10 protein-coding genes and 1 tRNA gene are annotated in these 14,636 nt (G+C 48.8%); 3 read left to right on the top strand and 8 right to left on the bottom strand.

The features are described 5' to 3' along the window. Positions 1–34: 34 nt before the first annotated feature. The 3 genes from infB to D6024_RS07480 all read right to left on the bottom strand — a co-directional run bounded on the left by infB (position 35) and on the right by D6024_RS07480 (position 4,922). Positions 35–2,992 carry a translation initiation factor IF-2 gene (gene infB, locus D6024_RS07490; protein WP_162944614.1) on the bottom strand — a complete coding sequence of 986 codons (2,958 nt, stop codon included), beginning with the start codon at positions 2,990–2,992 and terminating at the stop codon, positions 35–37. 121 nt (positions 2,993–3,113) lie between these two features. Next, on the bottom strand, positions 3,114–4,361 hold the full coding sequence (gene nusA, locus D6024_RS07485; protein WP_121353960.1) for a transcription termination factor NusA: 1,248 nt from the start codon (positions 4,359–4,361) through the stop codon (positions 3,114–3,116). A 90-nt stretch (positions 4,362–4,451) separates the two neighbouring features. Beyond that, positions 4,452–4,922, bottom strand: coding sequence for a ribosome maturation factor RimP (locus tag D6024_RS07480; protein WP_121353959.1), 471 nt, complete (start codon positions 4,920–4,922; stop codon positions 4,452–4,454). A 127-nt stretch (positions 4,923–5,049) separates the two neighbouring features. On the opposite strand from D6024_RS07480, the gene D6024_RS07475 reads away from it, so the two are divergent. The 3 genes from D6024_RS07475 (at position 5,050) to D6024_RS07465 (ending at position 6,923) form a co-directional block, all read left to right on the top strand. After that, positions 5,050–5,292, top strand: a complete 243-nt coding sequence (locus D6024_RS07475; RefSeq protein WP_162944613.1) for a hypothetical protein — start codon at positions 5,050–5,052, stop codon at positions 5,290–5,292. A 55-nt stretch (positions 5,293–5,347) separates the two neighbouring features. Continuing rightward, a tRNA-Met gene (locus D6024_RS07470) sits at positions 5,348–5,421 on the top strand. A 1,070-nt stretch (positions 5,422–6,491) separates the two neighbouring features. Then, entirely contained in the window at positions 6,492–6,923 is a 432-nt protein-coding gene (locus D6024_RS07465) for a DoxX family protein (protein ID WP_121353957.1), read from the top strand. Between the two features lie 252 nt (positions 6,924–7,175). Here D6024_RS07465 and D6024_RS07460 read toward each other — a convergent pair whose 3' ends face one another. The 5 genes from D6024_RS07460 to D6024_RS07435 form a co-directional block, all read right to left on the bottom strand. Beyond that, positions 7,176–7,547: an MmcQ/YjbR family DNA-binding protein gene (locus D6024_RS07460; protein WP_121353956.1), complete on the bottom strand. Its 372-nt coding sequence runs from the start codon at positions 7,545–7,547 to the stop codon at positions 7,176–7,178. Positions 7,548–8,695: 1,148 nt separating this feature from the next. Beyond that, positions 8,696–12,901 carry an Ig-like domain-containing protein gene (locus D6024_RS07450; protein ID WP_121353954.1) on the bottom strand — a complete coding sequence of 1,402 codons (4,206 nt, stop codon included), beginning with the start codon at positions 12,899–12,901 and terminating at the stop codon, positions 8,696–8,698. 158 nt (positions 12,902–13,059) lie between these two features. After that, on the bottom strand, positions 13,060–13,584 hold the full coding sequence (locus D6024_RS07445) for a phage tail protein (protein ID WP_121353953.1): 525 nt from the start codon (positions 13,582–13,584) through the stop codon (positions 13,060–13,062). A 14-nt stretch (positions 13,585–13,598) separates the two neighbouring features. After that, complete coding sequence (locus D6024_RS07440; RefSeq protein ID WP_205573239.1) at positions 13,599–14,072, bottom strand: phage tail protein; 474 nt, start codon at positions 14,070–14,072, stop codon at positions 13,599–13,601. Positions 14,073–14,153: 81 nt separating this feature from the next. Further along, positions 14,154–14,630 (bottom strand): phage tail protein, encoded by a 477-nt coding sequence (locus tag D6024_RS07435; protein WP_240409981.1) that lies wholly within the window; start codon positions 14,628–14,630, stop codon positions 14,154–14,156. Between the last annotated feature and the right edge of the window lie 6 nt (positions 14,631–14,636).

Here is a 14,636-nt window from a genome sequence, read left to right as displayed (position 1 = left end):
AGCCAGCCCCTCCACCGGAGGGGCTGGGGAGGCTTTACAGCGTGCGCTTGATTTCTTCTTCTTCGTAGGCTTCGATGACGTCGCCAACCTTGATGTCGGCGTAGTTCTTGATCGTCAAACCGCATTCCATACCGGTCAGCACTTCCTTTGCATCGTCCTTGTAACGTTTCAGCGATCCCAGTTCGGCCTGTGCGCCTTCGGCAGTCGGGTAAACCACGATACCGTCGCGGATCAGGCGGATCTTGCTGTCCCGCTTGATGCGGCCTTCCACAACCTGGCAACCGGCAACCGTTGCTTTGTCGAATTTGAAGACTTCCCTGATCTCCACGTTACCAATGATCTTCTCCTGCGTTTTCGGTTCCAGCATGCCTTCCATGGCGCTGCGGATCTCTTCGATGGCGTTGTAGATGATCGAGTAGGTCTTGATCTGGATACCGGCGTTGTCGGCCAGGCGGTTGGCCTGCAGCGACGGACGGACGTTAAAGCCAATGATGATGGCATCGGACGCCTCGGCCAGTACCACGTCACTTTCGTTGATCTGTCCGACACCCTTGTGGATCACAGAAACCAGGATCTCTTCGGTTGACTGTTTCTGCAGCGAGTCGCTCAGGGCTTCCACCGAACCGTCCACGTCACCTTTGATGATCACTTTCAGTTCCTTGAAGTTTCCAAGTGCGAGGCGACGGCCGATTTCATCCAGTGTGATGTGCTTCTTGGCACGCATTCCCTGCTCCCGCAGGATCTGGGCACGGCGGTTGGCTATTTCTTTTGCTTCACTTTCGTCTTCGTACACACGGAAGGTTTCACCGGCCTGCGGCGCACCGTTCAAACCGAGGATCAATACCGGCGTAGAAGGACCGGCTTCGTCGACGCGTTTGTTCCGCTCGTTCATCATCGCTTTTACGCGGCCATAGTGCTGGCCGGAAACCACCAGGTCGCCGCTTTGCAAGGTCCCGTTCTGCACAAGAATGGTTGCCACGTAGCCACGACCTTTGTCCAGTGTGGCTTCAATGATGCTGCCGGAGGCTTCCCTGTCCGGGTTGGCTTTCAGATCAAGCAATTCGGCTTCGAGCAATATTTTTTCCAGCAACAGGTCAACATTCAATCCTTGTTTGGCAGAAATTTCCTGGTTCTGGAATTTACCGCCCCAGGCTTCCACCAGGATGTTCATGTTGGCCAGTTGTTCGTAAATCTTTTGCGGGTTGGCACCGTCCTTATCGATCTTGTTGATGGCAAAAATCATCGGCACATTTGCCGCCTGTGCGTGGGAGATGGCCTCTCTTGTCTGCGGCATGATGGCATCATCCGCCGCAATCACGATCACCGCGATGTCGGTAATTTTTGCACCACGGGCACGCATGGCGGTAAACGCTTCGTGACCCGGCGTATCGAGGAAGGTAATGTCCTTGCCGTTGGGCAGGTTCACCTGGTAGGCACCGATGTGCTGGGTGATACCACCCGCCTCACCGGCCACCACGTTGGCCTTCCGGATATAGTCGAGCAGTGATGTTTTACCATGGTCGACGTGACCCATGATGGTGACAATCGGCGAACGCGGTTGCAGGTCGTCGGCACTGTCTTCCTCTTCCTCCTCTTCCATTTCCAGCTGCTTTTCCATGTCGATGAATTCGACATCATAGCCAAATTCCGATGCTACCAGTTCGATCACCTCTGCATCCAGGCGCTGGTTGATCGACACCATGATGCCGAGGCTCATACACTTACTGATTACCTCAGCAAAGGAAACATCCATCAGGTTGGCCAGTTCGCTCACCGAAATAAATTCGGTTACCTGCAGCTTGTTGTCCACGCCTTCGGCTCCTTCGGCCATTTCGTGCCGGCGATCGCGGCGTTTGGCTTTCAGGGCCTTGTTGCCCCTGCCACCACCACCGGAAAGCTTGGCCTGCGTTTCCTGTATTTTCCGTTGAATTTCTTTTTCGTCGATCTGGCGGTCTTCGCGGGGTCCGCGATGGTCGCCACGGCGCTGCGGCGAGAACCGGCCGCCGCCACCCTGGCCACGACCTGCGCCACCTTGCTGGCCGCCAACATTTTTCTGCGGGGTAAAGCGTCCGCCGCCGCCCTGGCCTGTGCTTGCCTGCTGGCCGCCGGCCTGACCGCCTTCGCGGAAGGCTGTCGGTCCGCGTTTTTCAATCGGGATACGTTTGCGCTTCCGCTTTTCGTCCAGTTGTTTCGGACGGGTATCGTTGTCTACCGGTAACTCGATCTTGCCTAAAATCTTCGGGCCTTCCAATTTTTCCGCTTTGATGTTTTCGATGACCGGCTCTTCTTCTTTGGCTTCCGGCAAGTCAATGACGTTGGTTTCTGCAACGGCCTGCACGACAGTTTCCGGCAACTCTTCGAGCGGCGCCGGTTCTTCCACCGGTGCCGGCGGAGTTTCCTGCACAGGGGCCGCCGGTGCTGCCGGTTCTTCCTCCACTGCTTTTTTCACGCCTTTTTTGGGACGTGTGGAGGAGTCGATGGCCGAAAGGTCAACCTTGCCGATGATCTTTGGTCCTTCGATTTCCGGTACCTCGGGCCTGGTTGCCACCACTTCTTCCTGCTCCTGCGGTGCCGGCACTTCGACTGGTTCTGCGGGCTCCGGCGCGGCAACCGGTTCAGGCACGGCTGCTACTTCCTGCACCGGTGCAGGCGGCTGCGGTTCCTCCACAGGAGGCGGTGCCGGGGCTTCTTTGGTTGCCGGCTTTTTCTCCTCTTTGCGGAAACGCAGGACCTCTTCTTCGTCCCGCTTCTTTTTTTGTTCGTTAACAGCGCCTTTGGGCAGGTCGATCTGTACGGCCTTTAGTTTGGCCACCTTGTCGCTCTGAAACTCATTTTGCAAAGCCCGGTACATGTCCTCGGTCAGCTTTGCCGTTGGTTTCAGCTCGTCTTTGTTAAACCCTTTGCCCACCAAAAAATCCACCAGGGTATCCTTCCCGATGTTGAATTCTTTGGCGGCTGCCATTAAGCGCGGTGTTGTTGTTACTTCTGACATTAACTGTTTTTAAATAAACTTCGTTTTATCGGTCGGGGAAACGTCAAACGAGAAAAGTGAAACAGAAGGTTTTTTTAACAAGCATTCCTGTTTCACATTTGGCGTTCACGTCTTACCTCCCTTATTCTTTTTCAAATTCCGCCTGAAGTACCTTGCGCACTTCAGCGATGGTTTCCTTTTCCAGGTCTGTTCTGCGCTCCAGTTCTTCCGGCGTCAGGTCCAGTACGCTACGGGCCGTATCGCAACCAATGCGCTTCAACTCGTCGATCACCCAACTTTCGATCTCGTCGCTGAATTCTTCCAGGTCGATGTCAAACTCTTCCACTTCTCCTTCGTTATCGCGATACACGTCGATATTATACCCTGTCAATTCACACGCCAGTTTGATGTTCACGCCGCGGCGGCCGATGGCCAGCGACACCTGGTCGGGCTTGAGATACACACTTGCATGCCGGTCTTCGTTATTCAGGTCCATTGTCGTAATCTTGGCCGGCGTCAGGGAACGCTGGATCAGGAGTTGGGTATTGTTTGTCCAGTTGATTACGTCGATGTTCTCGTTTTTCAGCTCGCGAACAATGCCGTGGATGCGGCTACCTTTCATACCCACGCAGGCGCCAACGGGGTCGATCCGATCGTCGTAGGACTCTACGGCCACTTTTGCCCGTTCGCCCGGCTCGCGGACAATCTTTTTGATCACGATCAGGCCGTCGAAAATCTCCGGAACTTCTATTTCCAAAAGCTTTGCCAGAAAATCAGGCGAGGTTCTGGAAAGGATGATCACCGGCGTATTGTTCTTCATGTCCACTTTCTTCACGACGGCACGGATGTTCTCCCCTTTTTTGAAATAGTCCTGCGGGATCTGTTCGCTTTTGGGCAGAATCAGTTCGTTGCCTTCTTCGTCCAGGAGGAGGATTTCCTTTTTCCACACCTGGTAGACTTCGGCCGAAATGATCTCGCCGATGCGGTCGCCATATTTTTTGGCCAGTACGTTCTTCTTCAGGTCGGAAATGCGGCTGGCCAGTGTTTGCTTGGCGGCCAGGATGGCGCGGCGGCCGAAATCCTCCAAATTTACCTCTTCGTACACTTCTTCGCCCACTTCGTAGTCGGGGGAGATTTTTTTGGCTTCCGTCACCTCAATTTCTTCCAGCGTGTTGTACACATCATCATCATCGACCACCGTACGGCGACGGAAGATTTCCAGGTCACCTTTTTCGGCGTTCACAATCACGTCGAACGTATCGTCACTGCCGTATTTTTTGCGGATGAGGGTTTTGAATACATCCTCCACAACACGCATCAGCGTGGGACGGTCAATGTTTTCGGCATCCTTAAACTCCTGGAATGCTTCTATCAGGTTGATACTGGCCATAGCTTTGTTTTTTTAGCTTCCAGCTCCAAGCTCCAAGCTGCAAGCAACCCCTAAAGGCCTGTGGCTTGCGGCAAATGGCTTGTCGCTGTCTCAAAACTTTACTTGAATTTTTGTTGTTTTTATATCACTGAACAAAACAGTTTCCTGCTTGATTTCTTTCTTTTTTCCTTTACCGGTTTCCGTTTCCACGATCACGCCTTCGTCTGAAGCGTCCAGCAGTTTTCCTTCCACCACCGTGGCGTCGTTCCGGGTAATGTGTACGTAACGGCCCACATTTTTCTTGTACTGGCGATGTTTTTTCAGCGGCTCGTCGAGTCCCGGCGAGGAGACCTCCAGCGAAAAATCATCGGCCGGGAACAGCCCGCTTTCTTCGATTTCCTTGTACAGTTTCCGGTTGTACTCAATCAACGTGGAAAGTATGATCCCCTCATCGGAGTCGATAAACACCTTGATATTGTTGGTCGGCTTAATGCGGACCTCCACCAAAAAGTGTGCGGGGTGGGCCTCTAAAAGGGCATTGATCTTTGCTTCCAATGCCCCGATGATTGTTTCTGTTTGCATATCCTAAAAGAAGAAGGGAACGTCCTCGTTCCCTTCCGATTTTCCTTTGCTGTAGCAAATGTACGGCAAACGTTAAATACATTCCAAATCCAATTTGAATAAAGTGGCAATTGTAACTTTGGTTTCTATGATTTTAAGTTTTCTTTTCTTTGCTTTTTTGTTCTATGTGCTGTTCAAGCTGGTGTTTGATTTTATTCTTCCCATCTACCGGACAACACAAAAAGTAAAGCAGCGTTTCCGTGACATGCACCACGATGCGCAAGCGCCGCCCATGGGCGCCCATCCACCCAAATCGTCTTCAAACGGTTCGCCCCAAAAAGGGCAGGAAACCTTCGGCGACTATATCGATTTTGAAGAGGTGAAGGAGTAAAAGCGGTTTTTCTTATTTTTGCGCTCCGCCGTTCCAAGGCAATTTCCTAATAACCGGATCCTTAGCTCAGTTGGTTAGAGCGTCTGACTCATAATCAGAGGGTCGCTGGTTCAAATCCGGCAGGATCCACATGAAATTCAAGGAGTTACACCAGTAACTCCTTTTTTCATGTGGACCTGTGCACAAAATTTGCACAAATCGTTAAACCTTCTTTGCTAACTATTCTCTTGTTTACTGCTGTAGGACCATTTGCCTGAGTAACACTCTGTCAGAACTGTTCTTTTCACCGAACTTCCTAATAATGATTGTATTCTTCATTGCTTTTCTCCTACTGGTTTGCCTGGCAAGAGATTGAATAGATCAATTAGAGTACTCCTCCTATCCTATTCAGCACTATTGGCAGAATCGAGCACTTGGACCTACGATCCATCATAGGTAGTCTATGCTCTGGCTCGCTTTTAACCTTCAGAGGTTTTTGTATAAGAGATAGCCGTATACCTTTACTGCAGTTCTTGAAACGGGCCATTTCGACGCAAAGTGAGACTAGTTCATCGGTTTGTCACCTGACAGGCATTTGCATACGTAAATAGCTGATATACATCTACTAGCTTCTAAATGTTCGAGTCCCTCAGGATCCACCAAGTAAGTTTCATTTTCAGTCAATCGGTTGCAGGGCAGAACGAAGATTGAAGCGATTGATCTTACCAGGTAGGATTTTCACTATGTTGAAAAGCGAAACGCTCAAACGGCTACTGAAATGGACAAGAGCCAACCTCCAACTTGCGGGAAAAACACGCTTAGAGCTCTTTTCTTCGCCATGGTCTTTCTTGATGCCACAGGACAAAACAAATCGTTTGGCACTGACTGCGGGCAAATGAAGACAAAACTTTCCACTTCAGAACGCAAAAGAGAAAAACAGATTTTTCAACCGGGTTGTGAAGGTCTCCGGTGTTGGCTACATAGATTAGTCCTTCAAACACATTTTGCATCACCGCCAGGACGATCCATTCCGTTTTAGATATGTATTGTTGCTTTGAACAATCGATTTTACTCTCTACCAAAATGCTTTCGAAGATTATTCATATGGAGATAGACGCATTCGCTTGTGGCCATTTGTCGCAATCCACCCATTTAATTGCCGTAATTGCACAGGGAAAAGATCAGCAATCAAGTCCATCTTTGTCATCAAATCAAAAATTATGAAACCCAAAACAATCAACACGCTTTACTGGATCTTCACGATACTTTTTTGTGCATTAATGATTTTTTCCTCCTGGTCGAGTATCGTGGTAAATGATGATTCAATTAAATTAATCCACGGCATGTTGGGCTACCCGGAATATTTTATTCCTTTTACAGGCTGGGCGAAACTCATTGGTTCCCTTGTACTGTTAATTCCCGGTTACGTCAGAATAAAAGAATGGGCTTACGCCGGTTTGTTTTTTGACTTGATTGCTGCCGTTTATTCAGGCATCGCGGTATCGCAAACCTTTAATCCGTTGATGCTGACGATGCTGCTTTGGTTTGCACCAGGTATACTGTCGTACATATTCTGGCATAAGAAAATGAAGCTTGACTCGCACAAGAATGTAGTATCTGAAAACAAGAAGGAAGCTGCATTGTCTTATTGAAGACCCGTCATGCTTACGAGTCGAATGGTTTCGTGAAGACAAAAGAAAACTCAGAAAGGGGCGAGTAGCCCCTTTGAGAAAAACATCTCATTCTTGTTCAGCATTTGGAGACGTGTAGCAGTGGCCAATAACGGAGAACGGATTGGCGAAGGCAGGACATTCGAAAATCGTCCGCCTTAGTTTTGCACAAATGCGCAACAGAAATACAACTGCTGAATTTACAAGGTCAGCCCCGCTATTGCCGATATGACGTTAACGGTTCATTGTCTTTGTTGATTCATTGACATGGGGCCTGACTTGATCAGCAAGTTTTTTGGGTGCAACTTCACAATAAGCTTTTGTTAAAGCGTCAATAAATAATTCTTTTCTCACTTTGCTCATTTCAATTAGCGTCCATCCGTGTTTGCCCCATTTGTTATCAACCGGGAAGATGATTGTCTTGTCAACAGAAGAAAATACGTCCTGGTCTATTTCTGATAACTTGATACAAGCTCTTTTCACTACAGTATCATAGGTTGCAAAGATTTTCCTCTTCACTCTGAATGAAGTCTTTTCAAAGTGACGTTCTTCTGTTGATTCGGGAAACGAAAGTGCTAATTTTCGAAACGTGTCAATTGATACCATTGTCAAACTATTTTTTTACAGGTGTGGCCAAACACAGAGTTGCTTATCTCCTGCTCTCGGCAATTACTTTTTTATGAGATTTTGATTTTACTACGTTCTTTTTAAGTTTTGGAATTGTGCCTGGTCTCATTCCATGATGAGCGAGAATTTCCTTTTCTGTCCACTTTGCCAAGTTTTCCAAGGTCTTAATATTTTCCCTTTCTAGTGCCCCTCTCGCAGGAACACAAAGTAATGCGAGAAAGCTGTCTTTAGAACTACGTTCTTCTTCGCATATCGGGCAGCCGTTACGTTTATCATATCGATGTCTATTTTTTACATGTCTTTGAAATTCCTTTTGTAGGCATATAATTTCATAAACTATTGACCAGTGTTGTCCTCCAATGCCCCTAATCGTAGAAGCGCTTTGTAAAGGTGGGTAACAGCATTACTCCAGCTTCATTCCAGCGATTCTGTTGATTTCTGTTTACAGATGAAATCAGCACTTCAGCCCCACTTGTACAAAACCGCATCCCATGTTTACAATTCAGCAGATTCAAGGAACGAGTAATTAACAATATATCGAAAGAACAAAGGGTGGAACAAGATGTGAAATACCTTTAGGCATTGAAGCCTCTCTACCATGATCATCCCCACCCTTTTGCCTGACCGATACTGAACAGTTCAACAAGTTATTTAAAAACTTTCAGCAGGATCGATAGCACAGAGCAAGACTGTTCTTGCGACGTCGTTTCTTTTTTCTAACAATATTTTTTCTTCACCACAAAACAATGGAAACGAAAAGGCTCTGTTGTGATATCGATGTATCCTTTAACACGCTGGACGTATACTACCGAAACAACCTCGAAAACTTTTTCATCCGCATGTTAGAAATAATAACAAGAGCTTTGAGAAATCCTGGAGCACACCGGTTCTGACTACCACGGATGGAAAGAGATTGGATAACCAATTCAGGACCGCCCTCCTATCCAACTCAACACGATTAGCAGAATCGATCGTCTTTGGGAAATAAATACTCGATTTCTAACACCTGGCAATCGTATCATCACGATTTTTTGGAGTTTACGACACCCTGCTATTTCTAATTCTATCATACAACAAAAAGGCAGCACATCCATGCGCCGCCTTTTTACTTCTGACAATCAATTTGTTTAATCGGGTTGTTTAATCAATTTAAGGGTTACCCGCTTGCTACCCTGCACGGCTTCCACAATATAAATGCCCGGACGATAGGTTGATCCGATCTGCAGGGAGGCATTGGACGGAATGCCTTTCCTTGCCTCCACGACTCTTCCAAGCACATCTACCACCCGCAGGTTCACCCCTTCATCTGAGCCACCCGTAAGCTGTATTGTAAACTGGTGAGTGGTCGGATTAGGCAGAGCATGCACCTGCAACGCTTGTACTTCCTGTATCAACCGCTGTGGAGCGGCCGTGTTCAGGGTGAGGGCAGCAGCGATGTTACAGTTGCTGAACACTGTATATGCGGGGCCGTTATCTACGGCTGTCGTGCCACTTTGACTAGGTGGCACAATCGCCTTGGCGCTTGCAGTACCTATGTTGCCCTTGCTGTCCATTACCTGCAGGTAGATGGTATATACACGGCCGTCGCCTCCTTCTATTCTTTCGCTACGAAGATCCACCGACGTGCAGTTTGCCGCAATCTTAATATCCTGCGTGGTGTTGCCATCTGCCTTGCCCGGTATATCATCGGGTTCATCACTGGTTACTTTTGTAATCACCACACTGTTTACAGGAATGCTGCCGCAATTATCCGTTACAGAGGTAACAAATTGCGATGCCTTCACATTCTGGTATTTATGGTTGGGCGACCACAGCAGCACAATCGGCTGTGCTATCGTATTAATCACCGGCGGCTGATTGTCCTCAACTGTAAGGGTAAAGCTGCAAGTAGCATTGGGCAAGGTTCCGTTAGATGCCGTGACAGTAACCGTGGTATTCCCTTTCGGGAAAGTGTACGATGAAGTGATCGTTGTATTCCCAACTTTTACAGTTAATGTCGGTGCCGGAGTACCCGTAGCTGCTACATAGCTAAGTAGTGTAGCCAAACTTAACGTAGCAGTACATACACCTGCATCCGTATTGACGGTTTTTGATACCGGGCAAAGGGTAAACGTTGGCGGTACGGTACAGCCGGTTGCAGCATTCAATATAACGGGGTTTCCGCTATAACTGGTTGCGCAGGCGGTGTTGCCTTGAAGTCTTACGAAAATGTTGTAACTACCCGCTGCAAGCCCGCTAAAGCTATTCGACGTTTGCCATTCGCCTGCGTTAAGCCTGTATTCCAAAGCTCCCTCACCACTTGCGTTTACTACAATCGTTCCGGTTGGCAGTGCACACGTAGGCTGTGTAACAGATGGCGCACTCACTGTCGGCACTTGATTTACCGTTATTGAGCCGTTTTCGCTGACATTTCCGCAGCCACCTGTAAGCAATACTGTGTAGTTGAAGGTGCCACTGGCCGAAGGCGAGCCGCTGATTGTTACCACATTGGCTAACCAGTTCCCTGTTACGCCGGCAGGCAAATTACTAATGGTAGCACCCGTAGCGCCTGTAGTAGCATAGGTGATGGTTGTTATCGGGGTATTGACACATCCGGTTTGTGCATTCGTGCCGGTTGCCGAGGTAAGCTGAATTGTATTGGTCTGTGCAATATTCACTGTTACCATGCCGCAAGTCGTGGTATTACACGTACCGGCATACCGCACATAATAGATTGTTGTGCCGGTTGGTGAAACAGTGATGGCATCCCCCGTACCGGCCGAAGTGCCTCCGCAAGAACCCGTAAACCATTCTGTTACTGCTCCGGTTCCTTTCGTTCCGCCAGCAACCGTTAACGTCGTGCTGCCACCGCTACAAATGGTGGTATTTCCGGTAGCACCGGTTGGGGCAACAGAAAGCTGGTTTACAGTTACAAGCTGCGTAACGCCGCCTGTATTGGCCAAACAGGGAGAAGTCGTGCCTTCAATCCGAACCCAATAGGTGGTATTGCCGGATGGCGATACAGTTAGCGACGAAGACGTTTCTCCCACTAATGGGGATGTGCCGACAATAGTGCCGGTGCCCCACTGGTAATGTGCTCCTGTTCCCAACGTACCACCGGTGGCTGTTAATGTGGTGGGATCACCACTGCAGATGGTGGTATTGCCTGTAATTCCCGTAGGCGCAACGGATGGCTGGTAAACTGTAACTAGTTGTGTTACTCCACTGGTCATTGGTGTACACGGGGAAGCGGTATTTTCAATCCGTACCCAATACGTCGTGTTAGAAGCTGGTGACACCGTAAGAGTCGAGTTTGTTTCTCCAGGAAGTGGCGATGTTCCGACAACCGTTCCTGTGCCCCATTGGTAGTTTGCCCCTGTTCCTAAAGTACCTCCTGTTGCCGTTAACGTGGTGGAGTTACCAAAACAGGTGGTTGTGTTTCCTGTAATACTGGTCGGGGCTATGGATGGCTGGTTAACAGTTACGACCTGTGTGATACCATCGGTGTTTGCGGCACACGGTGAGGCTGTGTTTTCAATGCGAACCCAATACGTGGTGGTAGTGGTTGGAGACACGGTAAGAGTCGAACTGATTTCTCCCACTAAAGGTGAGGTTCCAATCACGCTTCCGGTTCCCCACTGGTAATGGGCGTTGGTACCTAATGTACCCCCTTCAGCTGTTAATGTGGTAGAACCCGGGTTACAATATATTGTTGTTCCGGTAATACTGGTAGGTGCAACGGAAGGAATATTCACAATAAGTGTTGCATTCGTAGAAGTTGCAGTTCCGCAATCATTGCTGGCCTGTACATTATAGTTAGACACCGCATCACCTGGTTGCGCATTGGTAATGGTTAACGTGGCCGTGCCGGCACCTGAAATGGTTGACCCGGAAGCCTGAACTCCATCCACAAGATTTGTTGTGCCGATACGCCAATGGATAGTTGGTGCAGGTGTTCCGGTTATCGTCGAGGTAAATGTCACCGTACTCCCGGCACAAGTGGTTGTACTAATCAGGGGTGCAACTGTTGGCAATGTATTGACCGTGATGTTTGCCCTGGAAGGCGACGTTTCTACTGCTGTGAGATTATCCACTACAGCGTTCACGGTTGCTGTGCCGCCTGTTCCGTTGGAAGTGAAGAGTGCAGTGGCTGTTCCACTTGCCTGAATTGCCGTTTGCTGTGATGAAAGGCTTCCCAAGGTCGAACTCCAGCTTACCGGCAATCCAAGTAAAACAGAGAGGTTTGATACGGAAATGGCTTCACCTGCAGAGTTGGAAAGGAAACTGGCTGTAACGGTGGTCGTATTTCCAAGTCCTGCCGATGTATTACAGATTGGGTTGGGTGAAGCGGTCGATTTTAACTGCAGCCATTTGGTAAGCGTCATTGTAGCACCAACCGCCAAGGCTGTTGCATCATTGGTGCCGGGGCCGGTGTTGACACCCCACCAGTTGTTATCGGCGATTGTAACCTGTACGGAAGAACCGCCTGCCTGGCCGATAACGTTTGCCAGTGGTGGATTAGAGGTATTGGCACAAGTATTTCCTATAAAACGGTTGAAACGGACGGTTGCCGTACCATTGGTATTCATGATGGCGCCGGCATGGGCGCCGGTATTTTCTGCCCGGTTATTGATGAACGTATTTTTTTCGATCAGGTAAGTACCACCGGAACCACCGCCTGTTGTAGAGATGGCACCGCCGTCGCCACCGGTATTGGCACCCACGGGGCCTGTATGATTGTTGGTAAACGTACAGCCCGTAATGGTTGCGGTTCCTCCCTGCGAATTAAAACTTACCGCACCACCTGCACCACCGCATTTATTGTTGGTAAAAACACAATTAGTAATGGTGAGGTTATGAGTGTTCAGGCTGGAACTCTGGGAAATGGCACCACCGTTACCTATTTGTTGCGTAAAATTTTGAATGGTCACATTGGTTAGTGTGGTGGAAGCACCGGCGCCGCCGGCAAGAATGGCTCCGCCACCACCGGAATAAGGAGTGGTGCCAGGTCCTGAAAAATTCAGTGTAAGATTTTGAACGGTAAAAAGCACAGCACCAGAAGCTGTGACAAACACGCGGTTATCAGTCGTTTGGTTAATGGTCAGCTGGTTCATGCCGGGACCATCAATGGTTAATTCGCCACTGACCAATATCTGGCCTGACGTTAAATTGATCGTTCCGGTAATGGAGAAATTCACAATGTCCGCACCCGGGTTTGCATTGGCATCCAGGACGGCCTGCCGTAACGAACCGGCGCCGGCATCGTTGGTATTGGTAACTGTAATGGTAGCGCTGTTTACCTGCTGCAATCCATATAGCAAGATGACAAATAAGAGCGTCATTAATTTTCTCATACCAAATTTTTTAGAGCGGTATTAAATAAATCTAGTTTGCTTCAACAGCATATATGGGTCTTGTTGGTTGGGTACAGTAATCAGCTAAAGACGCGTATCAGAAAAATCCTGCTTGATTAAATTCAGAAAACAGCCATACAAAGGATCAGGATTGCACTTTATGTTCTTGGCGGAAACACGCCCTGCAAAGCGATGCAGAAATAAAAGGTGAGGTAGGGCATTAAGTTATTGTGTGGCTGGCTGCCACCTGCGACTCCTGACGAAAGTGGATTCATGGCGGCATTTGGTGTTCCTTCTTTATACCAAAACAAATCCCTGTCTGCCCCCGGGCCGGATGAAACATTATTCGTAGGGGAAGGCGAAACACCATCACCACCATTTGCCCGGATGGTATGGCTGTGAGAAGGAATTTCTGTTTGAAGTAAAGTTACAGCATCCGACCCCCCTGTTTCGCCAAGATCGTGTAAGGACAAACCAGGGCCCTGGCCCGGGTGCATGGGTGCCCTGCCCTGAAGATCCGGTAAGGCAAAATTTGATTTACCATCTCCCCCGTAAGTGGTTCCAAGCAACGAAAACAATGCTGTATTCTGGCTTAGTGGCAGTAGCTGACCATCGCACCATGCCCAGCCTTTAGGGGCGAAATTGAAGGGGAAAATTCTGATTTCTGCTACAAAAGGGTCCATGTTTCTGAAATTTATTAGTTAGGCGAAGGAAATATTCCCTGAAGGGCTATACACGCATTCAGCGTCAGGAAAGGCTGCATATTCAGGTGCGCCTGGCTTCCACCGGTGGGCAAAATAATTCCCGCGTCCATTTGGGTATTGGAGTTTTGGTGAAAACCGGCAAAAGAGCCCCCACTGGCCCAGTATGTAGTGGTTGAGGGATATTGCTGGTCTGCCGTTGTATTGCTTATAGCATTGGCGCTGTGTGCGTGTGTAGGCAGTTCCTGGATCGTTAACGTATGACCCTGTTCCCCACTACGCTCGCCCAAGGTATGACCACTTCCAACATGAATCGGCACCCGCCCACGCAAATCGGGCAGCGCAAAATTAACTCTTCCGTCTCCGCCAAAGGTTGTGCCCAGCAATGAAAACAATGCCTGGTTTTGGTTTATGGGCAACAATTGTCCATTGCATAGTGCCCATCCTTTAGGAGCAAAGGAAAAGGACATTATTCTGATTTCACTTAAAAAAGGTTCGGCCATTGCAGAAAATTTTATGATGTGTGTAATTGTTTTATGATCTGTAAAATATCATGTCGGAGAAGGAAAAATTCCGAATAGTGAGATGATAAAATCCACACATAAGTAAGGCTGAAAATTCGTGTGTGGCTGGCTTCCCCCGGTAGAGGCAAGCGCATTGGCCGGCAAATTAACATTGGCGGTACCCGGACCGGAATATTGTAAAAGGGCCGGTTGTGCAGCCCAAAAATTATTGGCAGGATCTGAGCTGGTGCCATTGCCAGAATTAGCAAGGGGCACATGCGCATGTGCAGGAATCTGGCTAACTGTTAAGGTAATTTCTTCGGCTCCTCCCGTCTCAGCCAGAATAAAACCATTGCCTTGGTGAATCGGTACGCGGCCCCTTAAATCTGGCAGCGCAAAGGTTGATTGTCCGTCGCCGCCGTAGGTCGTTCCGATCAGCTGAAAAAGCGTTTCATTTTCGGAAATGGGAAGCAGTTGCCCTTCACAAAACATCCAGCCGGCAGGTGCAAAATTACCGGCAAACATTCGTAT

It is taken from the genome of Flavisolibacter nicotianae (assembly GCF_003628535.1).
In the GTDB taxonomy this organism is placed as follows: domain Bacteria; phylum Bacteroidota; class Bacteroidia; order Chitinophagales; family Chitinophagaceae; genus Flavisolibacter; species Flavisolibacter nicotianae.
This window is presented reverse-complemented; position numbering and strand designations above follow the sequence as displayed.